This window comes from Acinetobacter amyesii (genome assembly GCF_002018365.1).
GTDB lineage: Bacteria > Pseudomonadota > Gammaproteobacteria > Pseudomonadales > Moraxellaceae > Acinetobacter > Acinetobacter amyesii.
Genome location: NZ_MVKX01000004.1, coordinates 226,811 through 249,877 on the forward strand (window position 1 = coordinate 226,811; position 23,067 = coordinate 249,877).

The following is a 23,067-nucleotide window of genomic DNA, read 5'->3' on the forward strand; positions in this document are numbered from 1 at the left end:
TGCCATGAAAATTTTATCTATACGTATTAAAAACTTGGCATCTTTAGCAGGTGAGCATTTTATTGATTTTGAATCTGAACCTTTAGCCAGTGCAGGTTTAGTGGCAATTATTGGTAAAACAGGTGCAGGTAAATCGACCATTTTAGATGCCATGTGTTTGGCGCTGTTTAACCGTGTGCCGCGTTTAAAAGACAGTGATGGCAAACTCATCGATGTAGATGGTTCAGAGCTGCCGACCAACTCACCGCAAACCGTATTACGCCGTGGTACAGGCCAAGGCTTTGCCGAGCTCAGCTTTGTTGCACAAGACCAAAAAGTCTATTCTGCACGTTGGGAAATTAAACGTGCCCGTGAAAACCCCAATGGCAAATTGCAAAGCGTACAGCGCTCATTAAAATGCTTAACGGATGGCAGTGTCGTTGCGGATAAAACTAAAGCCGTCGAAAGCCATATTTTACGGATTACTCAACTCAGTTTTGAACAGTTCACCCGTGCCGTTTTACTGGCTCAGTCAGAAGTGACCGCTTTTTTAAAAGCGCGTGATAATGAACGTGGCGAGCTGTTGGAATATCTGACCAATTCCAGTATTTTCGGGAAAATTGGTCAATTGGCCTTTGAAAAAACCAAGCAAATTGCCAATCAGCGTAAAGAGCTGGAAAATGTTTTAGGACATATTGAAATTTTATCAGATGAAGATCTTGCCTCATACACGGCGCAATTTCAAAGTCATGCTGAGTCTTACCAAAAACTTGATAGTGAAAAACAACAACTGCTCAAACAGCAACAATGGTTTCAACACAAAGATAAACTGATTACCGATATTCAGCAGCGTGAGCAATATTTGGCTGTTCAACAGCAGCAACTTGATGCACTGAAGCCGCAGAAGCTGCAATTGGAGCAACTGGAAAAATTCGCGTCAATCCGTCCGAGCATCATTCAACGAAATAATTTAAATACTGAAATGACTGTGCTGCAGCCACAATTGGCTCAGGCACAAAAGCAATTCAACGCTATTGAAATTCAGTTTAATCATGAGAAAGCGCAATTTGAACAGATTGATCTGCAGCAAAAACAGCAGCACCAATTTGAAGTGGATCATCAAAATCAAATTGAATCTGTGCGTGCGCGGATTGCCGACCGCCGAGTGCTAGGCGATCAGCTCATTGCCGTCAAAGATGAACTCAAAAAACTTCAAGACCAGCATGCCCCGCTGCTTCAATCCGAACAGCAATTGCAACAAATACAGCAGCAGTTAGAACAACAGTTAGCGCAGCAAAATACCCTACTGTCGCAAACAGCACACTTTCAAGTTTTAGATGAAGCATTGTCTGCACATCTCAGCCCGTTACAGCGCTTTATTCAAAGTTATGTGCAATTTGAGCAGCAATATGGTGATGTTGCGCAAGCTACGCAGCAAGTAGCTCAAAAACAGCTGCTGCTTGATCAACTCATTCAGCAATTTGGGCAAGACCAAGCGCTTAACTCTAAAATTACGGGCTTGCGTGCAGCGCGTGAAGACTTATTACATCGTCTCAATCAGTTGGATATGACAAAGAGTCATTGGCTACGTTACCACGCAATTCATCTTGAACATCAGAAAAAATCGCAAGAACAACAAATACTGCAAACTGATCTCGCACAGAGTCAGCAGCATTGCAGCACAGCTGAAACTGAGTTTCATACACAAAAATCGGCTCGAGAAAGTTTGCAAACAGTGTTGCAGCAGCAGCGATTACTGCATGCAGAAAATATTGAACAGCTTAGAGCTAATCTAATTGATGGTGAAGCCTGTTTGGTCTGTGGCAGCACCGAGCACCCTTATACACATAACCAAGATATGCTTTCCCATGAGCTGTTGAAACTGCAAGAACAGCAGGATCAGCAAGCGCTAGCGCAGGAAAAAGTAGCCTTTGATCTTTGGCAACAACTACAAAAAAAATGCACACAGCAGTCCACTGCTTTTGAAGCCAATGCACAGCAACTCACCGCAATCAACACGCAACAGAGCAATGTCCAAAGTCAGCTTGAGCAATCACTTCATGCACTGAGCATCCCTTATGATTTAAGTGCAGATTTGAGCTTGATTGAAACTGCTATAACGCATCATCTTGAAAATACACAACAGTCTTTACAGCAAACAGAAGCTGATTTAAAAACCCATGAACAGGCACAGCAAAACAGCCAGACTTTGTCTCACTACATTCAGCACACGACAAAGCAACTGACCGATGTACAGCATGCTGAACAAAATATTCAGCCTATTTTGTCTTTATTGAATGACACTGAAAAATACGCATGGCAGCAATCGACTCGCACCGCTGCTGAACAGATTTATGAGCAATTGCAACAGCGCCTTCACACCTTAAAACAACGCAATGAACTAGTTACACAACTGAATCAAAAAACACAGCAGCTGGAACAGGCGAAACAGCATACAAAATTCAGTCAAGAGAATATTGCGGCAGCTGAAAAACGAATTGCGAAACTGTTAGAAGAAGGTAAACAAAATAGCGATCTTGCGATTCAAGCTATTTTTGCCATGACCCAAATGACTGTTGAAAAACCGCATGAATGGTTATTGCAGTTTGAGCAAAGCCGACAACAGCTGCAAACTCAGTTTAATGCGGTACGTCAACAATTTGAGCAGCTACGCCAAGCCTTTGATACGGCACAAGTAGCGCTGCAAAAATATCAGACACAGCAACTACAGCTGCAAAATCAACAGGAAGCAGCTGCGCAAAGTATTCAACAATGGTTAGCGCTGCATATAGATTTTAATGAAACATTGTTGCAGCAACTGAGCGAAATTTCGCATGAACAAGAGCTTCAGCTTAAACAGCAAATTATCACGGCTGAACGTGCGTTTAGCGATGCACAGTCGGCTAAGAAAACATTGGATGAGCAATTACAGCAGCACTTAATACTGCAGCCTGAAATCGAATTTGAAGCCCTACTTTCACACTTACAAAGCTTGGTTGAACAAATGACCCAAGTGATGGAACAGCGTGATGAGGTGAAACTCAAACTCGAAGTACATCAGCACAACGTCGCAAAACAGCAGCAATTTGCCGATCAGATTCAACAGATCCAATCTGATGAGCACCGTTGGAATAAAATTTCGAGCTTAATGGGCGATGCAACGGGCAAGAAATTCCGTGATTTAGCACAGCAATACAACCTCGATATTTTAATCGAGTATGCTAACCAACAATTGGCGATGCTTTCTCAGCGCTATACCTTAAAGCGCCTTGAAAACTCCTTAAGCCTTGCCATTGTCGATCATGATATGGATGGTGAAACCCGCTCAGTTTCTTCACTTTCTGGCGGTGAATCCTTCTTAACTGCGCTCGCTTTATCCTTAGCCATTGCCAGCATGGCCTCAGGTACAACAAAAATCGAAAGCCTGTTCATTGATGAGGGTTTTGGCACGCTCGATGCGTCAAGCCTGCACATGGTGATGAATGCACTAGATCAGCTGCAAAACCAAGGCCGTAAAGTGGTATTGATTTCGCATATACAAGAAATGCACGAACGAATCCCTGTGCAGATTCAGGTGAATCCTATCGGTGCAGGTGCAAGTACCATTCAAGTGGTGGGATAAACCTAGCATTGAAAATTCCCTCCTTAGAAAAAGGAGGGTTAGAGAGGATTAAATTTATTATTGCTGCGAATAATCGCGTGCGCCAAACAACGCCGTACCCACACGAACCATGGTTGAACCTGCAGCAATTGCATCCACCATATCACCCGACATACCCATGCTTAAGGTATCCCAATCTTCAGGTTTCGCATGCTGTGCTTTGACGTGTTCAAAGAGCGCTTTGGCATCAGCAAACGCTTGCGGATTGTTTGGAGCAGGAATCACCATCAGTCCTCGTAAGCGTAAATTCGGTAGTGCAGAAATCTGAGCGACCAAATCTGCAACTTCATTCGGCTGACAGCCATCTTTGGTATCTTGCGCATCAATATTAACTTGTAGGCAAATATTCAAAGGTGCTTGGCTTGCTTCTCGCTGGCTCGATAAACGCTCCGCAATAATCAAACGGTCTACCCCATGCACCCACGCAAAGCTTGAAGCCAAATGTTTGGTTTTATTACGCTGTACATGACCTATAAAATGCCATTCAATCTCTAAATCCGCCAAAGCCTCAATTTTTTCAAGCGCTTCTTGCAGATAGTTTTCACCAAATGATCGTTGCCCCGTTGTATACATTTCTCTTAGCATTTCAGCAGGATGCGTCTTAGATACAGCCAACAATTCAACTGACTGCTGTGGTCGACCCGCAAGTTGGCAAGCCTGCTCAATTTGCTGCAAAACTTGATTTCGTGCTTCTTGAAGTATATTCATTGACGGGGTTCTCATTTCATTCATCTTTTTTTGCATTGCCCTGCAACTAAGTGTTGGTTAAGCTGTGGGAAAGCCTTATTATTCTATCAAAATAATTAAGATTTAATTTTTATCTCGGGGATTTTATGGACATTACAGAACTATTGGCCTTTGCTGCCAAAAATAACGCTTCGGATTTACATTTATCTTCTGGTATGCCACCGATGATTCGTGTGGATGGTGAAGTTCGTCGTATTAACCTACCTGCTCTTGAACACAAAGAAGTGCACAAATTGGTTTACGACATCATGAATGATAAACAGCGTCGTGATTACGAAGAAAAATTAGAAACTGACTTTTCATTTGAAGTACCTGGTGTGGCTCGTTTCCGTGTGAACGCATTTAACCAAAACCGTGGTGCTGGTGCCGTTTTCCGTACCATTCCTTCAAAAGTATTGACCATTGAAGATCTTGGCATGGGCCAAATCTTTAAAGATATTTGTGAATATCCACGTGGCATCGTACTGGTGACTGGTCCAACGGGTTCGGGTAAATCAACTACGCTTGCTGCGATGGTTGATTACATTAACGACAACCGTTATGACCATATTCTAACGGTCGAAGACCCGATCGAATTTGTACACGAATCTAAAAAATGCTTGGTCAACCAACGTGAAGTCCACCGTGATACCCACGGCTTTAACGAAGCACTTCGTTCCGCACTGCGTGAAGACCCGGATATTATCTTAGTCGGTGAGATGCGTGACCTTGAAACCATTCGTTTGGCACTGACAGCTGCTGAAACCGGTCACTTGGTCTTCGGTACTCTACATACGACCTCTGCGGCAAAAACCATTGACCGTGTGATTGACGTATTCCCTGCTGAAGAAAAAGACATGGTTCGTGCCATGTTATCTGAATCACTTCAAGCCGTAATTTCACAAACCCTACTCAAGAAAAATGGCGGCGGTCGTGTGGCTGCGCATGAAATCATGATCGGTATACCTGCGATCCGTAACTTGATTCGTGAAAACAAAGTCGCGCAAATGTATTCTGCGATTCAAACGGGTGCCAACTACGGTATGACCACACTCGATCAAAGCCTAAAAAATCTTGTCGCAAAAGGCATTATTAGTACGCAGACTGCACGGACTGCAGCGAAGCAACCCGAATCTTTCTTGTAATTTTTTTATTTTTTTGGGGCGATCGTTATGGATTTTAACGGCTTACTTGATTATATGGTGGAGAAAAAAGCATCGGATTTGTTCATTACAGCCGATGTTGAACCCTCGATTAAAATCAATGGGCAAATTTTGCCAATTGGCTCGACAAAATTACCGGGCCCGACTGTCGGTCAAATTTTACATTCGATAATGTCTGAAAAGCAGCGTAAGGAATTTGCCGATACGCGTGAATGTAACTTTGCCATTAGCAATACCAGTAAATCTGCTCGTTTTCGTGTCAGTGCATTTCAACAACGTGACCAGCCAGGTATGGTGCTGCGTCGTATCGAAACTGTCATTCCAACGATGGATGAGTTGAAATTACCGCCGATTTTAAAAGAATTGGCGATGACCAAACGTGGCATTATCATTTTCGTAGGTGCAACAGGTACGGGTAAATCAACCTCTTTGGCGTCTTTGATTGGCTATCGTAATGAAAATACCAAAGGTCATATCATTACCATCGAAGACCCGATTGAATTTGTGCATCAGCACCGAGGTTGTATCATTACTCAACGTGAAGTGGGTATTGATACTGACTCTTTCGAAGTTGCCTTAAAGAACACGCTACGTCAGGCGCCTGACGTGATTCTGATTGGTGAGATTCGTTCACGTGAAACCATGGACTATGCGATTGCCTTTGCTGAAACGGGTCACTTGGTTTTTGCCACTCTGCATGCCAACAACGCCAACCAGGCCATCGACCGTATCATTCACTTCTTTGAAGCGGATCGTCATAGTCAGCTGTTCATGGACTTGTCTTTGAACCTAAAAGCCATGGTTGCGCAGCAATTGATTCCAACCATTGATGGTAATTCACGTCGTGCTGCCATTGAGATTTTGATCAACTCACCTTTAATTTCAGACTTAATCCGTAAGGGTGAAGTGCATGAAATTAAAGACCTGATGAAGCGTTCTCGTGAACTGGGTATGCAAACCTTTGACCAAGCTTTATATGACCTATATAAAGCCAAGCAAATTAGCTACAAAGATGCGCTCAAACATGCCGATTCACCGAACGACCTGCGTCTACAAATTAAATTGTCTGAAGAAGGCGGTGAGCATTTACTACGTGCAAATTCAAATATTACCTTTGATGGTCAACATTAAATTTGCGTAATGCTTTCGGACATAAAAAAACAGACTTCATATGAAGTCTGTTTTTTTCATTCTCATCCGGATCGCATTATTTTTTACGATAAGCTTCTTGGCATTCAGGCGCATCGCAGTAACCATAGAGGTTTAATGAGTGACCTGTCAGTTGGAAACCAAACTTTTCTGCCACTTCATGCTGCTCGTGTTCAATTACATCATTGGTAAATTCCACCACTTTATTGCAGTTTTGACACACAATATGGTCATGGTGATCTTCTTGCATAATCTCAAAAACAGAATGATTGTTTTCAAAATGATGGCGTTGAATAATACCTGCAGCTTCAAACTGTGTTAACACGCGATACACAGTTGCTAAACCCACATCTTCACCCTGTTCAAGTAAAGTCTTATAAATATCTTCTGCGCTTAAGTGATGTTGTCTTGAATTTTCAAGCAATTCCAATATTTTAATTCGTGGAAGTGTAACTTTAAGTCCAGCTTTACGTAAATCTTGATTTGAAATAGGCATGAAAAAAGGTCTCTCAACAAAATTAAAGTTGGAATATGCAACAAAGTTTAGATGCAGTATGATCTATCCTTGGATCAAATGCATCATAATTAATTTGGGATAGTTTAGCAAAATGCAAAAAATCATGCTGACGTTATTCGTCACTTCATTGCTCGTAGGCTGTTCAACCTTGGGCGTTTATAAAGTTGATATTCCACAAGGTACACCTTTAACTCAAGCACAAGCGTCTAAAATTCAAGTGGGAATGAGCCACCAACAAGTTCGCTTTTTGCTAGGTAGTCCAACTGTTGCCGATCCAATGAATCCGTTACGTTGGGACTACATTTATAAGTATACCCCAGGAACATATGCTAAAAAAGCCAAGATTCCTGCTGCACATGGTCAACACTTAAAAATCTTCTTTGACCAAAATGGTATCGTTCAAAAAATTGAAGGCTTAGAAACCATTCCAGAGTCTCAACCTGGCTTACCGGGTTCTAAAGAAGCGATTTTAACTGCGCCACCACTATAGTCGCTTTAAGATAAAAATAAACCCCTAAATTTAGGGGTTTTTTTTATAAGTACAATTGCTTGAAACGATTGCCTCGACAATAACGCCCAACGGGGTTTTTCTTGGCACGATTACGACGAATATCTTTCGGATTAATGGTTAATGCACGATAGATTTCAACGCGATCACCTGCTTCAAGTAACTGAGAAGCATCGCTTAAACGCGCCCCAAAGATTCCTAGGGTTAATTCTTCGGGTAATTCAACTTGCTGTCGAATGCCACTTTGCATAATGGCATCTTCAGCAGTCATCCCGGGGTTAAAGCTCAGCGGAATTAATATCTGCTGTTCAACACCTGCATAAGCCACCCACACTTGTAACTGAGCTGTCATTAGAATAACTGCCCAATTACAGCTACTAATGCCAAGACTATCGACAAGGGTAAGACGATACGTACGGCAATACGCCAGATATTATAGAAAGCTTCATGACTGAAGTTCATTGACTTACGGAGATGACTAATCTTCATGATCCAACCTGCAAAAATCGCATAAATCAGACAAATGATTAAGCCCCAAACCAACAAGGCAATATTAAAGACTGGTACAACCGTGCTCAGTGCCCATGCAAAAACGGCAACCAATAAAATCGCCCATTGCACTACTACGGCCAATTGGCGTTGTTGTAATTGTTCACGTGCCATTTGAATCAGTAATGCAGAAGCTGCGACTAAACCCACAACCAGTGCTAAAGCAGGTACTTGTGCTTTTGCTGCGAAAAAGGCAAAAGCAACCACTGCCAAAAGTTGAGCGATCCAAATTGGAAATACCGTTTTGCTTGCAATCTCTTGTTGCTTCACGGCTGGCAAACTTGACTGCCAGTACAAGCCCATCCCCAAACCACTTGCTACGAGCGCCAAGACGGTTGCATTGCCCCACTCACTAAATTCGAGTGCAGTCATTTTCCATTCTGGCAATGCCGTTCCCATAACATTGGCCAAAACCACTGCAGCGATCACACCTATAGTGGTCAAGATCACTAAAAATTGGCGTGGTACAAATGACAATGCAAATGCAATCACCGCAAGGACAGCCAAAATCATGCTATATGCAAAACCATTGGCTGTAAAAGTTGCCACATATTGCGACGCGGCTGAAAGCATGGCACCTGCTAGAAATGGAATAAATACTACGGCAAGCCACCCCACCAAACGCCATTTTGGCGAAGCATCTGCATCACGTGTCAGCGAAGACAGCGCTTGGACTGCTGTGGTTTTTGAACGTTTTGCTAACGCAATCTCCAAATAACATAGCGGTAAAGCTAAAATAAGCATTGTACCTAGCCACAACAGCCAGAAATCTAGCTGACGTTCAATTTGAATACCTGTTACCGGTGCTAAAGTTGCAATAATGATAAAAGATAAACAGAACGCCATCAGTGGCGATAACCATTTCGACATCGCATTGTCCTGCATGACAAATTCCTTTGAAAATTCTAGCGCTATTTTGCCTTGCCGTGCCTTGAAAATCAAAAACAAAAAGCAAACCACCTTAAAGGTGATTTGCTGCGCAAATGATATTATAAGAATTTAATTGTTTTTATTTCATTTTTGGGCTTATGAAAAGAAACGAGCAAACCAATTTTTGCCTTTTTTCTTTTCTTTTTCTTTGATGATACCCATCATATTTTCTTTAACAGCACCGACATAATCAGCATCATCGTGCTGAATATGGTTAATCAGCCATTTTGAAAGCACTTCATGTAATTCATTTTCAATCGCATGTCCCATTTCAAAACGGTCTCGGTAAGATTCAATTTTTTTAATAAATAAATCATGTACGCGTTTATGTGGCACACGATATTTATAACCCGCTTCTTCTTGTAAAGATTCTTCGAAGGTAAAATGTGATTGGGTGTAATCAATAATGTTTTCCAGAATTTGTTTTACACGATCACGATCTGTATTTGCGTCAATGCCATCAATTTCATTGATGTAGTCAAGAATCCGTTTGTGTTGATCGTCAATCACATCGATACCAGTATTGTATTCTGGAACCCATTTCATTTTCATTACGACCACCTATAAATATGAAGGACTTATCACGTAAATTTCATCATATAATTAAAGGACTTAAATAAAAATGAAGTAAAAAGGTTGGTTTTAATTGAAATACTGCCATTTATAATGTAATCAATTGTTTTTATTATGTTAATTTATTTAATCCCGAGCATAAAGCTAAGATATTTTTTAATCAATTCAATATCTTATAAAATACGCCTAATTCAATAAAGTGTAAGATATTCATTTTTATAATGAATATCTTTCATTCAAAATTAATACTGATCTGCACGCGTGACGCGTTTTAAAGATGGATCCAGACGCTCACGTTCTAAACGTTCAACAACCGTCTTTGCAGCACGTATCGGACGGCCATGTTTAAATAAAATCATTTCACCCGGCTCAAATGCTGTCCAAACTTCGTTTTGTGTCAAGGGTTCAGTGGTAATCACGGCAACACGGTCTTCTGGCGTGGTGACTTCACTAAAATCCACTTCAACATCAATATCAATCAACTGTGCAGGCTGAAATGGATACTCTCGAACCAGCCAATGCAGGTTGGTAATCGCATAACTAAATAGCGCCTGCCCATTCGACAAACAAAAATTAAAGGTGCCATGTTCTGCAATTTTCGGAGAAATTTCTAATAGCAGATCAAACACCTGATCGAGTGTTGGTTCGGTATAACCAAAATGTTTCACCATTTGCTCGAGCAAATAGCAAAAGGCCAATTCACTGTCGGTATTGCCGACGGGAGTGAAGCGCCCCGTGAGCTCGGGCTGAAAGCCATGCAGGTCGCCATTATGCGCAAAAATCCACTGTCTGCCCCACAATTCACGACTAAATGGATGTGAGTTTTCAAGATTAATTTTGCCTTGTGTCGCTTTACGAATGTGTGCAATCACATTGCGAGATTTAATCGGATAGTTTCGGATCAGCTCAGCAATTGGTGACTCTACAGCAGATTGATTGTCGACAAACAAACGGCATGCTTTATCTTCAAAAAAAGCGATACCAAAGCCATCACAATGATCTGAGGTAATTCCTGCTCGCTGCGAAAATCCCCGAAACGAAAAAGTAATATCGGTAGGAGTCGCACAATTCATTCCGAGCAGCTGGCACATATCGATCATTTCAGCAGTAAATCTATGATTTCTCTATTGTGCATGACAGTTTTAGTTGTTGTAAATCTAAAATCGGCGCCATTGTAAGAGTTTTTATAATCCAACAGGACAAATACTTTATTTGATCTTTTCAAACGCCACTTAGCCAACTGATAAATAATAAAAAAGCCTCAAAAGAGGCTTTTTTATATCAAAAAATGCTAAGTATCTTAAGCTTTTTTCACATTGGTTCGATTGGTGATTAAAGTCCCCACACCATGATCCGTAAAGATTTCAAGTAATGTTGCATGAGGTACACGACCATCAACAATATGCGCGCTGATTACGCCACCTTTCACTGCATCTAATGCACAGCCAACTTTCGGAATCATGCCGCCATAGATCACGCCAGTTTCAATCAAACGATCGACTTCTTGGGTGGTTAACCCAGTCAGCAGATTTTTATTTTCGTCTAAAACGCCCGTGATATTGGTCAAAAGAATTAGCTTTTCCGCACCCAATGCTTCAGCCACTTTACCTGCAACTAAGTCAGCATTGATGTTGTAAGTATTGCCGTCTTCGTCTACACCTAATGGTGCAATCACAGGAATAAAATCGCTTTGGGTAAACATCTCAAGTACGTCAGTTTTCACACCAACCACTTCGCCGACTAGACCTAAATCAATCTGTTTTACTGAACCGTCTTCGGCAGTTTTTTCCATTAGCAATTTTTGCGCACGGATCAAATTACCATCTTTACCCGTTAAACCAATCGCACGGCCACCGTGTTTATTGATTAAGTTCACAATCGATTTGTTCACGCTGCCGCCCAAGACCATCTCAACAACTTCCATGGTTGCAGGGTCTGTCACGCGCATACCGTCAATACGATCTGATTCACGTCCTAATTGTTTAAGGAATGAATCCACTTGTGGACCACCGCCATGTACCACAATCGGGTTTAGACCAACCGTTTTCAGCAATACGATATCACGTGCAAATGAGCTCTCAAGCTCAGGATCGGTCATGGCATTACCACCATACTTCACTACCAGCGTCTTACCCGCAAAACGTTGAATATACGGCAAAGCTTCCGTCAGGATTTGTGCTTTGTCGATGCCAGTATGTTGATGTGGCATTTGCCTCTCCTTATTGAGCATCTGGAATGTCATGAGCAATGTCTGGATAGTGCTCAACTAACATGGAAACAAACAGATCTCGTATTTCTTTTAAGCGTGCTGATGAGTTGGCATCAAAGCGTAAAGTGAAATACTCACCTGTATTCGATGCTCGAATGATGCCAAATCCATCATCAAAATCAAGGCGTATTCCATCAATTTTACTGATTTGTGCCGGAATTCGCGCAGAATTGGCTTCAACCAGCTTTAAAACTTCCGCTGGATCATGCTGATGCGTACTGACATATAAATCTTCGGTACTAAAGCGCTCTGGATATTTCGCCAAAGCTTGTGACAATGTCAGTCCCTGAGCTTGAATATATTCTAAGACTCTTAAGGCTGCGTATAGGCCGTCGTCATAGCCGCCACCACGACCGTCATTAAATACATAATGCCCTGCGTATTCACCACCAAAAACCGCTTTGCCTTTAGATTGGGAAATATATTTTCGCAAGAAACTACTACCTGTTCGAATCATGACAGGCTGTGCTTCTAGATCACACACAGTATCGCGAATCATCGTTGAACATTTCACATCAAATACCACTTCTGCATGTGGTTTTTGAGTCAAACAAATTTCAGCAAATAAACATAATAATCGATCTGCAGAAACCACTTTGCCAGTTTCATCAATCAGCACTAAACGATCACCATCACCATCTAAAGCAATGCCAATATCGGCTTTTTGTAGCTGTAAGGCTTGGCGAAGGTGAGTTAAATGTTTGAGCTGTGATGGATCTGGTGCATGATCAGGGAAATGGCCATCAGCTTGGCAACGTAGTGCCAAAACTTCACAGCCTAATTTATTTAATAATAATGCTGCACAATGCCCAGCTGAACCATGCATGCCATCGATCACAACTTTAAGCGGCTGCTGTAGATGAATGTCATCTAAAATAAATTTTTGATAGGCCAAACAATATTCAGGCTTGATTTCGTGTGGCTCAAGTTCAGTCATTAAATGCACACGTTCCGATGAGAAACAATTTCGTGCTTCGACGGCAACGTGTTGAATCATCTCCGGGCAAGGTGGCTCACCTTTGATAATCCACTTGATACCATTATCTGATTTAGGATTATGGCTCGCCGTCACCATAATGCCATTGCCTTGAAATTGTCCCGCAATAAAATACAACATCGGGCTTGAGCAGCAGCCAATAATTTCCGCTTCAAGGCCAGCCTCATGGCAGACTTTTTGAATTATTTTTGCATAGGTTGGACTGGTTAAACGCGCATCATAGCCAATGGCAAGGCTCTTTTGCCCTGCATCTAAATATTGTTTGACTAAGCCACAAGCAATTGACTGAACTAAATCAGCATTTAAGAGCGATATTTTCCCGCGAATGTCATATGCACGAAAAATATGTTGCGGAAAGTGATTAAACAGTGAACCCATACTATGTTCTTCTAATTACATCTTTATTAATTAAAAAATCTAAAATTCTAATGAGAATTTAAGCTTTTAATTAAAGGATAAAATCTTGAAAAAAAGTGTAGCTTTTTTATAACAATTTTAGTTAATAATCAATTAATAATATTTAAACACTGATCAAAAAATTACAATCAACCCAAAACCACCTATTTTCTCCAAATTATTTTTATAAATAAATCATTACTTTACATTTTATTAGATATCAAACCACCCGTTCATCTATATTTATTTTACTTTTCAATTATTTTTAAATCCCTATTCCACTCTGTACAAATATAGTAAATTGATCAATTTTAAATCAACAACAAGGTGCCATTTATTCTTCTCTATTAAAATATAATCCGAGTAATTTAATCAGAATTAAAGTTTTCGAGATAACCCTATAAACGATCTTTATAAAAGCCTAAATACTCTAAATATAGATTTGATTTTGAATAAATTAAAAATTCAAATAAAATGATATAAATAAAAAACCATCACGAGGATGGTTTTTTATTGGCTACTTGATTATAGGCATTTTACTTATCAACGCACTGGATCAAAAGTCTAGCGCTGATTAGTTTTTACCTGTATGACCAAAACCGCCTGCACCACGTTCAGTGGCTTCAAACTCATTCACAATATCAAACTGAGCTTGTACAACTGGCACTAAAACATATTGTGCTAAACGCTCACCCGGCTCTAGGCTGAATGCCGTTTGGCTACGGTTCCAAACAGATACCATCAATTCACCTTGGTAGTCAGAATCAATCAAACCGACCAAGTTACCCAACACAATTCCGTGTTTATGGCCTAAGCCTGAACGTGGCAGAATTAAACCTGCATATTGCGTATCTTCGATATAAATCGATAGGCCTGTTTTTACCAGAACAGTTTGACCCGGTTCAATCACGGTGGTTTCTTCTACACATGCACGTAGATCAAGACCTGCCGAACCTGCTGTTGCATAAGTTGGCATTGGCCATTCCGTACCTAAACGTGTGTCGAGAACTTTAACTTGAACTTTCATGGTTCATTCCTGTTTCAATAAAACGAATTTCAAAAAATAAATAATATATTCTACGCTTTAAGCTTTAACGCTTAATCAGCGCACGTAAATTTTCTAAATAATGCTGTGCTTGCTGTTTAGGATCGATATCCCCTGCCAGCTTTTTCTTGCGCCCTAACCACTCCAATTCATCTTGTGGCAGTTCGTCCAAGAAACGGCTTGGTGTCATTTGTCGCATTTGACCACCGGCTTTACGTTGCTCTGCTAGAGTCATGGTTAAGCCTTGACGTGCACGAGTAATCCCCACGTACATCAAACGTCGTTCTTCCTCGACCGTGTCGGCAGCAATGGAGTTTTTATGCGGCAGAATTTCTTCTTCCAGACCAATCAAATAGACGAATGGAAATTCCAGACCTTTCGACGCATGGAGTGTTAACAAATTGACTTTATCGGTGTCTTCTTCTTCTTGTTGCTGTTCTAACATATCGAGCAGCACCATTTTACGAATCACACTTTCAATGTTCTTTTCATCCACATCTTCTGCACGGTTAATCAAACTTTGAATACTGCTATATAGCACTTCAATATTATCCAGCTTGGTTTTTTCCTGCGCAGGTGTCGCTGCAGACTCTTTCACATAGTCGATATAACCTGCTTCAATCATCATGCGACGAATAATAGGAACAGGCTCATCATCTTCTAATAATTCACGGGTAAAGGTCGAAATAAAGTCCGCAAATTCGGCCAATTGGGTTGTGGCTTTTTTCGGAATCGCCATGCTCAAACGTTGATCCCCTGCTGCACTGAGCAGAGATAAATTACTTTCCTGCGCAAATAAGCCAAGCTTTTCCAAAGTTACAGGGCCAATTGCACGTTTTGGCGTATTGATAATTCGTAAAAATGCACTGTCATCTTCAGGGTTGATAATCAAACGTAAGTAGCTCATCAAGTCCTTAATTTCAGCACGAGCGAAGAAAGACTGACCACCCGATAATTTATATGGGATCTGCATTTGGCGGAGCTGTGTCTCCAAAGCGCGCGCTTGGAAATTACCACGGTATAAAATGGCATAGTCTTTCCAGTTTTTACCGTTCATCAGCTTATGCGTGATCAAGTCTTTTACGACGCGTTCTGATTCATCATCGTCATTACGACAAGTAATCACGCGGATCACTTCACCGTGGCCTTTATCTGACCAGAGCTTTTTATCGAAAATATGTGGGTTATTGCCAATAACGGTATTGGCGGCTTTTAAGATCCGACTGGTCGAGCGATAGTTTTGCTCAAGCTTAATGACTTTCAGATTACGGAAATCTTCGTTCAATAAAGCCATGTTCTCCGGCTTAGCACCACGCCAAGCATAAATCGATTGGTCATCATCACCTACCGCGGTGAACTGCCCCATGACACCCACGAGCAATTTCACCAAAATATATTGCGCGGTGTTGGTATCTTGATATTCGTCGACCAATAAATAGCGGATTCGATTTTGCCAACGATCACGCACTTCTGCATTTTCTTGTAATAAGCGCGTCGGCATGACAATCAAATCATCAAAATCCACAGCATTGTAGGCACGTAAATTACGCTCATACAGTTGATACAGATGTGCAAATTGAACGTCTTCTGCTGTTTCACAGGTGGTATGCGCTTGCTCTGGTGGAATCAGATCGTTTTTCCAATCTGAAATCATTTTCATGGCTTTGGCAATCAGCTCTTTACTTTCTGCACCGGATAAATTGTCGCGATGCATTAAGTCCATCAAAATGCGTTTGCAGTCATCTGCATCTAAAATTGAAAAGTTATTTTTTAGCGGTGTATTTTTTAATTCCAAACGGAGCATATTCAGCCCGAAGTTATGGAAGGTAGAAACCGACAGCCCTTTTGCCTCTTCACGGCTCATCAGCTTTGTCACACGCTCTTTCATTTCTCGCGCGGCCTTATTGGTAAAGGTCATCGCGGTGATACGGTGCGCAGGAATACCACAATGCTTCACCAAATAGGCAATTTTACGGGTAATTACCGATGTTTTGCCTGAACCTGCCCCTGCAAGTACTAACAAGGGTCCTTGAGTGTATTTCATTGCTTCAAGTTGCTTGTCGTTCAACTGACTTGCCAGTGACATAGTCTTTCCTCTTTTTAATTCGAGGATGATTATAGTCATCTGAAACGATCTTGCCTAATGCAAAATGTATTTTATCGGTCATTAAAAATGCCATAAAAAAAGCCACCCGAGGGTGGCCTTTCGTTTCGAACTAAAACTTATTTAGTTTCGTAAACTGAGATTTCTACGCGACGGTTTTGTTCACGACCTGCAGCAGTTGAGTTATCCGCTACTGGAGAAGTTGAACCATAACCACGTGCAGTAATACGAGTTGAAGAAATACCTTGAGACGCTAGGTAGTTTTTAACTGAGTTTGCACGGTTTTGAGACAGTGGGTTGTTGATCGCATCAGAACCTGTGTTGTCTGTGTGACCATGTACAACGATTGCAAGTTTGTTTGCAGTACCGTCTTCACGCAATACTTTAGCAACGTCATTCAACGCAGATTGGAACTGAGATTGAATAGTTGAAGAGTTAGTTGCGAAAGTTACTGATGGCATAACAAGGTTGATCGAACCATCTGGATTACGACCTACGTCAACACCAGTACCAGCCAATTCTTGTTTAAGACGTTGTTCTTTCTTATCAAGAAGAAGACCAGCACCCGCGCCAACTACAGCACCAATTGCTGCTGCTTGACCCATTTTGTCTTTATCAGCATTAGAATAAGCAATACCAGCGCCTAAAAGAGCACCTAAACCAGTACCGATTGCTGCTTTGTCATATTCCATGTTTTGACAACCAGTAAGTGCCATTGCCCCAACTACTGCCGAAATTACTAGTGCACGCATTGCATGCCTCCTTCTTTGTGTTTTGTTGTATGGTTGAAATGATGAAGTAAAACAAATGGCTGAACCATTGATTTTTTGTTAATAATAAAACGTTTAGTTACAATTTGTAATATGAATACGAGATTTATTTGTTAATTCCATCACAATTTCTTCACAGTTCAGCAGATGCCCTTTTTTATTTAATCAACTCGAACTATATTTACTAGAATCAATCATTATTTGGACAATTTCCGCTAGGACTTTTTATATGTCATCTCAAACAAATAAGCAACCGACACTAAAAAAAATTAGCAAAGGACTTACCGTCGGTTCTGTTATGACAGGCAGTACTTTTTTCCATGGTCCTCCTGTTTTAGCCCTTGGTCTGACCAAACTCTTTAAAAAATCAAAAAAGGTTGATGAAACCAACATTAAAATCACCAACAGTTGGCTCACCGTCAATAATTGGCTGATTGACCATGTGCTACCTAATACTGAATGGGACATCACTATCGATGAAGACCTCGACTTAAATTTGCAGGGTCGTTATCTCATGACCTGTAATCATCAAAGTTGGGTCGATACGACAGTCAACCAATATTTTGGTTTAACCCGTATGCCTCTGACGCGTTTCTTTACCAAATGGGAACTCATTTTCATTCCATTTGTGGGACAAGCTTTTAAAATTTTAGGCTTCCCAATGATGAAACGTCATAGCAAAGAACAAATCGCGAAAAATCCTGAACTTAAATATCGAGATATGGAAGAAGCGCGTAAATCTTGTGAACAGTTATTGAGCCAGCCTTTTACCCTGCTGAACTATTTGGAAGGCACTCGCTTTACCCCTGAAAAACATGCGCAGCAGCAGTCGCCGTATCAAAACCTTCTAAAGCCGAAAGCGGGTGGTTTAGCACTGGCACTCAATATTTTAGGGGATCAAGTTGATGCTCTCGTAGATATGACCATCGTCTATCCAAATGGTGCACCAGGTTATGGCGAATTTTGGCTCGGTGAAGTTCCACGCATAGCCGTGGATTTGCGTAAAATTGAAATTCCAACATGGGTGCATGGCGGCAACTATGAAGATGACGCAGCGTTCCGTGAAAAATTTCAGCATTGGGTGGATGAGCTATGGACAGAGAAAGACCAACTCATTACTCGTATGAAAGCTAAATACTCAGTTACTGAATAATTAAGAAGAAGTTTTATGTCGCAGAACAGCATGCCGCAAAACAAGAAATCTAAATATCATCATGTCAATCCAAACAGTTGGTCATTCAAACTGTTTTTGATTTATGACATTTTCATGGTGTTTATTATTGTTTTTAACTTGTTCTGCCTGTGCATGAACTTTTTCCTCATGAGCAATCTTGGCAGTTGGTTCTTTAACAGTATCCACCTGCCCGATGTGCTGAGTTTTTACCGTGAACATTTGCATCCGTGGGTGATTACCACCGAAGCGTGGTTCATTATCTTTTTGATAGTCGAACTGTTGGTACGTTGGGCGATAGCTATCATCAACAAGCACCATCAGCGCTGGTTCTTCTTCCCGTTTATACATTGGTACGAAATTTTAGCCATTGTGCCGCATTTACGTTTCCTACGTTTATTTCGCGCAGGCGTGATTGCGTATAGACTTTATGAAATGGGTTATCAGATCGTACCATCGGCATGGCAAAAGAAAGCTTTGTTTTATTATCGTGTGGTGATGGAAGAATTGTCTGATCGAGTGGTACTCACCGTACTCGATGGGGTTAGACATGAGTTAAATACCAGTACCACACATAAAGATTTGATTAGCAATGTCGTTCAGCATCACAGAGAGTTATTTACCCAAGTCTTGGCCGAAATTTTGCAAGAAAATTTAAGCAAAGAGCTACGTGCTGAACGTGAATTGATCGCCAAAAATGTCGGACAGATTGTCAGTCAGGCCATCGAAGATACCCCTGAGCTCACGCAGCTATTGCGCTTAGTGCCGATCGTTGGCAGCCGTATTGAACAGCAGATTCAAAGTATCGGGCAACGTTTGGGTGAAAATATTACCCAAGGTTTAATTTCCCCATTGGCCTATCCCAATACATCGACGGCTCAGAAACCCAATCTATATTTAGACATATCACAACGTATTAGCCGTATTGAAATCGAAAATAATGCCCAGCTGGATGAGTTGGTTCGCTCTGCGGTTTTTGAAAGTCTAGAAGCCATTCGTAAGCAAGTGAAAGTAAAACAGTGGCAGCAGATTATGCAGGAACAGGACCAAGCTACAGAATAAACACTCAGTCAAAAATAATTGCGAACTCCGCTAGAGTATTCATGAAAATTGTTCTAGGATTTGCTCTATTTACAACATAACTACTTCGGCACAAAAGTAATAGTTAGAAGTCTCAAGGATTCAATATGGCTGATATACGGATAAAAGGCAAAATGGTCAATGCGATTCGCATTCACCTCGATACCAATGATCATGATGCGATCCGCCAGCAACTTACTCCAATGTTCCAAAAGGCTTTTCCACCCGGAACATTAGCCGTGATTGAAAGTACGGTTAGTCAAGAACTAATTGCACTGATTCAACTACTTATTAGTATTGAAATTCAACCGATTGGTGTCACTGAAGGTCCGCTATCGGACCAAGCACGTGCTATCCAATTTCCCGTAGTTCCTGCGGATCGCAAACTACAACAAGTTAAACCGACACGCGAACAAGTGGTTGAAGAGCCCGCGCCTGCAGAAGAAAAAACCGAAGATAAAATTGCTGCAGTCGAAGTACCGACCATTCGTCATGCTACGTCGTATCACAATGAAATCTTGCGTACAGGTCAATGTTTAGTCCAAGACCATGGCGATATCATTATTAATGCTGGGATCAATAGTGGTTCAGAAGTAATTGCTTCAGGAAATATACATATTTATGGTAGTGCTCGTGGTAGAGTCATTGCCGGAGCTGGTGGGAACACAGCTGCACGTATTTTCTGCCATTCATTAGAAGCTGAATTGGTTTCAATAGCAGGGACTTACTGTGTCGCTGATGACATTCCACCTCATGTGGTCAAACAGCCAGTACATATTTATTTGAATGACCAGCAAGAGCTAGTATTTGAAGCTTTGCAATTTTAATGTATAAATAATCACCAAACCCCTAATTAAAAAAGGGGATTTAAACCATAACAGGAGTGGATTCGGTGGCGAAAATTGTTGTCGTAACATCAGGTAAAGGTGGCGTAGGTAAAACAACTACAAGCGCATCTTTTGCAACAGGTTTAGCCCTTCGCGGCCACAAAACTGTTGTGATCGACTTTGATGTGGGTTTACGTAACCTTGACTTGATCATGGGCTGTGAACGCCGCGTTGTATATGACTTTGTAAACGTATTGAATAACGAAGCTCGATTACAACAAGCGCTTATTCGCGATAAAGATATTGAAAATCTCTACATTCTGCCAGCATCTCAAACACGTGATAAAGACGCGTTAACAGATGAAGGTGTAGCACGTGTGATGGACGAACTTTCTCAAGAGTTTGATTACATTATTTGTGACTCACCTGCGGGTATCGAACGTGGTGCAATTTTAGCAATGTATCATGCTGATGAAGCGATCATTGTGACAAACCCAGAAATTTCTTCGGTACGTGACTCTGACCGTATTATTGGTATGCTCGACAGCAAAACCAAAAAAGTCGAACAAAACGAAGGTCGTATCCGTAAGCATCTATGTATTACACGTTTCAATCCAGAACGTGCGGATAAACAAGAGATGTTGACGATTGATGACATTTCAAAAGATATTTTACGCGTACCGACTTTAGGTGTTATTCCTGAATGTAAAAGCGTTCTACAAGCATCAAACGAAGGTAAACCAGTGATTCTGTTTACAGAAGAAGCGGCTGGCCAAGCGTATGATGACCTTGTTGCACGTTTCCTTGGTGAAGAGCGCCCTTACCGTCATATTACGGTAAAACCTAAGGGTTGGTTAGCACGTCTATTTGGAGCGTAATCATGGCAGGATTCTGGAGCAAACTTTTTAGCAGCGACGAGAAACCGTCAAGCGCACAAACGGCAAAAGATCGTTTAAAAGTCATCGTGGCATCTGAAAATGGTCTAGGTAAACGCCTCAGCCAAGACAAGATCGACATGATGAAAAAAGAAATCATGCAAGTGGTAAACCGCTATGTTCGTGGTGTAGATGAGCAACATATTCAAATGTCTGTTCGTTCTGAAGCGAATATTGAAATGCTTGAAATGAATATCAATTTGCCTGAAGAACGTTAATCTGAATTCTGATTAGCCAAGTAAATTGAATCAAGGCAAAATGTGAGAGTGGCAGAAATAGGATTTTAGCTATATTCCGCCCACTTGAAGCACAGCTTCAAGTCTTGCGACTAGTCAAAGCAGTGCTTTGCTCATCTAGTCTCTCATATTTTGCCTTTTTGTATTTTTAAACCAGCAAGGAGATTGCGATGGCATTATCTCAGCCAGCAACGTTCAACGAAGAATGGTCAGATGAGCGTGTATTTGCCTACCTTACTCAGCTTCCTCCTGAAGGAGTGAATGGCGACTTTCACGTGCTTTACCATGCTTTCAAACATATGCGTCCAAATGACTATGAGCGTCTTTTGACTCAATTCGTTGCCGATGGCCGTGATGTGAACGCAACTAATCCTGAAGGTCAGCGTATTCATGACGTGATTGCTCAATACCCACGTCAAAGCGCAGGCTTCCTCGAAGTATTGGCAAAATTTGCTTAATTTCGAGTAACAAAAAAAGCCCGCATGATGCGGGCTTTTTTTATCTTATTTAAAATTAGTGTTATTGTATTTCAGCATGATTAATGCACAATCAACATGAGCAATGGAAACATCAAACCAAAACCAATGGTTTGTACACTAATAATCGCCGCCATCAGTTGTGAATCGCCCTGATAATAGCGTGTCAAAATATAGGACGATGATGCCGTCGGCAAAGCAAAAAAGACCACTAAAATCATTCGCTCAAAATCAGTCAAACCCATCCAAGTACTCAATAGATAAGCAATACATGGCATTAACATGAGGCGCCCTATCGTATTTAAACTTAAACGACGTAGATCGGCGCGCATTTGCTTAAACTGTAATGCTGCCCCAACGGAAAGTAATCCGAGCGGTAAACTCATGGCTGCCAATATTTTTAATAATTCAGGCAAGCCTTTAAACAGACTCAAGCCTGATAAATTAAACAATACCCCTGCCACACAGCCTAAAATTAAGGGATTTTTTGCGATGGACTGACAGGTCTGCCCCAGTTGCTTCACACTTAAATTTGAAAAGGCCAATACTGAAATAATATTGACTAAAGGCACCGCAACGGCAATTAACATGGCAAACATCTGCATGCCTGTAGAGCCAAATAAAGCGCCCATGAGCGACAAACCAATATAGGTATTAAATCGGATATGACTTTGGATATACACACCAAAACGCTGCACGGGGATATGCATAAACTGCTTAATCCCCCACAACACCATGCTGATCAAACAGGTGCCCGCAACCAGTACTGTCAACATTCGTGAAACAGTGTTCATATCCAATTGCACGGCTGATACATTCAAAAAAAGCAGCACAGGAAATAAAACGTAGTAATTGAGTTTTTCTGAATTTGCCCAAAATTCATCCTGAACAAACTGTGTATATTTAAGCACATAGCCCATCGCGATTAATGCAACGAGGGGAAACAATGCGACGACGATATTCATGCTGTACGCCTTGAAATAAACAAGCTATTTCATCTTTAACC

General features: G+C 41.2%; 22 protein-coding genes. 10 read left to right on the forward strand and 12 right to left on the reverse strand.

Features of this window, described 5'->3' with window-relative positions; all coding sequences use genetic code 11:
* Positions 1–4 precede the first annotated feature (4 nt).
* Entirely contained in the window at positions 5–3,601 is a 3,597-nt protein-coding gene (locus tag B1202_RS07915; protein WP_078190024.1) for an AAA family ATPase, read from the forward strand.
* 57 nt (positions 3,602–3,658) lie between these two features.
* Here the strand turns inward: B1202_RS07915 and B1202_RS07920 are convergent, their stop codons facing one another.
* Complete coding sequence (locus B1202_RS07920) at positions 3,659–4,348, reverse strand: YggS family pyridoxal phosphate-dependent enzyme (RefSeq protein WP_078190025.1); 690 nt, start codon at positions 4,346–4,348, stop codon at positions 3,659–3,661.
* A 125-nt stretch (positions 4,349–4,473) separates the two neighbouring features.
* Here B1202_RS07920 and B1202_RS07925 point away from each other — a divergent pair, with 125 nt between their 5' ends.
* Positions 4,474–5,511, forward strand: coding sequence for a type IV pilus twitching motility protein PilT (locus B1202_RS07925; protein WP_078190026.1), 1,038 nt, complete (start codon positions 4,474–4,476; stop codon positions 5,509–5,511).
* Between the two features lie 27 nt (positions 5,512–5,538).
* Positions 5,539–6,660, forward strand: a complete 1,122-nt coding sequence (locus B1202_RS07930; RefSeq protein ID WP_078190027.1) for a PilT/PilU family type 4a pilus ATPase — start codon at positions 5,539–5,541, stop codon at positions 6,658–6,660.
* A 76-nt stretch (positions 6,661–6,736) separates the two neighbouring features.
* On the opposite strand, the gene fur is transcribed toward B1202_RS07930, so the two are convergent.
* Positions 6,737–7,174 carry a ferric iron uptake transcriptional regulator gene (fur, locus tag B1202_RS07935; protein WP_078190028.1) on the reverse strand — a complete coding sequence of 146 codons (438 nt, stop codon included), beginning with the start codon at positions 7,172–7,174 and terminating at the stop codon, positions 6,737–6,739.
* A gap of 112 nt (positions 7,175–7,286) precedes the next feature.
* On the opposite strand from fur, the gene B1202_RS07940 reads away from it, so the two are divergent.
* A complete protein-coding gene (locus B1202_RS07940) occupies positions 7,287–7,685 on the forward strand; it encodes an outer membrane protein assembly factor BamE (RefSeq protein ID WP_078190029.1) in 399 nt (132 codons plus the stop codon).
* 43 nt (positions 7,686–7,728) lie between these two features.
* On the opposite strand, the gene B1202_RS07945 is transcribed toward B1202_RS07940, so the two are convergent.
* The 9 genes from B1202_RS07945 to B1202_RS07985 form a co-directional block, all read right to left on the reverse strand.
* Positions 7,729–8,055 (reverse strand): RnfH family protein, encoded by a 327-nt coding sequence (locus B1202_RS07945; protein ID WP_078190030.1) that lies wholly within the window; start codon positions 8,053–8,055, stop codon positions 7,729–7,731.
* A complete protein-coding gene (locus tag B1202_RS07950; protein ID WP_078190031.1) occupies positions 8,055–9,137 on the reverse strand; it encodes a hypothetical protein in 1,083 nt (360 codons plus the stop codon). Before B1202_RS07950 ends, B1202_RS07945 begins: the two co-directional genes overlap by 1 nt.
* Positions 9,138–9,278: 141 nt before the next feature.
* Complete coding sequence (locus B1202_RS07955; protein WP_078190032.1) at positions 9,279–9,734, reverse strand: bacteriohemerythrin; 456 nt, start codon at positions 9,732–9,734, stop codon at positions 9,279–9,281.
* A gap of 263 nt (positions 9,735–9,997) precedes the next feature.
* Positions 9,998–10,846, reverse strand: coding sequence for a class II glutamine amidotransferase (locus B1202_RS07960; protein WP_078190136.1), 849 nt, complete (start codon positions 10,844–10,846; stop codon positions 9,998–10,000).
* Positions 10,847–11,055: 209 nt separating this feature from the next.
* Positions 11,056–11,964 carry an acetylglutamate kinase gene (gene argB, locus B1202_RS07965; RefSeq protein WP_078190033.1) on the reverse strand — a complete coding sequence of 303 codons (909 nt, stop codon included), beginning with the start codon at positions 11,962–11,964 and terminating at the stop codon, positions 11,056–11,058.
* 10 nt (positions 11,965–11,974) lie between these two features.
* Positions 11,975–13,399, reverse strand: a complete 1,425-nt coding sequence (locus tag B1202_RS07970) for a phosphomannomutase/phosphoglucomutase (RefSeq protein WP_078190034.1) — start codon at positions 13,397–13,399, stop codon at positions 11,975–11,977.
* A 592-nt stretch (positions 13,400–13,991) separates the two neighbouring features.
* On the reverse strand, positions 13,992–14,444 hold the full coding sequence (dut, locus tag B1202_RS07975; RefSeq protein ID WP_078190035.1) for a dUTP diphosphatase: 453 nt from the start codon (positions 14,442–14,444) through the stop codon (positions 13,992–13,994).
* 64 nt (positions 14,445–14,508) lie between these two features.
* Positions 14,509–16,548 carry a UvrD-helicase domain-containing protein gene (locus B1202_RS07980; RefSeq protein WP_067766191.1) on the reverse strand — a complete coding sequence of 680 codons (2,040 nt, stop codon included), beginning with the start codon at positions 16,546–16,548 and terminating at the stop codon, positions 14,509–14,511.
* Between the two features lie 137 nt (positions 16,549–16,685).
* A complete protein-coding gene (locus B1202_RS07985) occupies positions 16,686–17,318 on the reverse strand; it encodes an OmpA family protein (protein WP_078190036.1) in 633 nt (210 codons plus the stop codon).
* A 247-nt stretch (positions 17,319–17,565) separates the two neighbouring features.
* Here B1202_RS07985 and B1202_RS07990 point away from each other — a divergent pair, with 247 nt between their 5' ends.
* The 6 genes from B1202_RS07990 (at position 17,566) to B1202_RS08015 (ending at position 22,043) form a co-directional block, all read left to right on the forward strand.
* Complete coding sequence (locus B1202_RS07990; RefSeq protein WP_078190037.1) at positions 17,566–18,489, forward strand: acyltransferase; 924 nt, start codon at positions 17,566–17,568, stop codon at positions 18,487–18,489.
* Between the two features lie 15 nt (positions 18,490–18,504).
* Complete coding sequence (locus B1202_RS07995; protein WP_409558047.1) at positions 18,505–19,569, forward strand: preprotein translocase subunit SecA; 1,065 nt, start codon at positions 18,505–18,507, stop codon at positions 19,567–19,569.
* A 125-nt stretch (positions 19,570–19,694) separates the two neighbouring features.
* Entirely contained in the window at positions 19,695–20,414 is a 720-nt protein-coding gene (gene minC / locus B1202_RS08000) for a septum site-determining protein MinC (RefSeq protein WP_078190038.1), read from the forward strand.
* A 65-nt stretch (positions 20,415–20,479) separates the two neighbouring features.
* Entirely contained in the window at positions 20,480–21,292 is an 813-nt protein-coding gene (minD, locus tag B1202_RS08005; protein WP_067670152.1) for a septum site-determining protein MinD, read from the forward strand.
* Between the two features lie 2 nt (positions 21,293–21,294).
* Positions 21,295–21,567: a cell division topological specificity factor MinE gene (minE, locus tag B1202_RS08010; protein WP_078190039.1), complete on the forward strand. Its 273-nt coding sequence runs from the start codon at positions 21,295–21,297 to the stop codon at positions 21,565–21,567.
* A gap of 188 nt (positions 21,568–21,755) precedes the next feature.
* On the forward strand, positions 21,756–22,043 hold the full coding sequence (locus B1202_RS08015) for a PA4642 family protein (protein ID WP_067766167.1): 288 nt from the start codon (positions 21,756–21,758) through the stop codon (positions 22,041–22,043).
* An 80-nt stretch (positions 22,044–22,123) separates the two neighbouring features.
* Here B1202_RS08015 and B1202_RS08020 read toward each other — a convergent pair whose 3' ends face one another.
* Positions 22,124–23,026, reverse strand: coding sequence for an AEC family transporter (locus tag B1202_RS08020; RefSeq protein WP_078190040.1), 903 nt, complete (start codon positions 23,024–23,026; stop codon positions 22,124–22,126).
* Positions 23,027–23,067 lie beyond the last annotated feature (41 nt).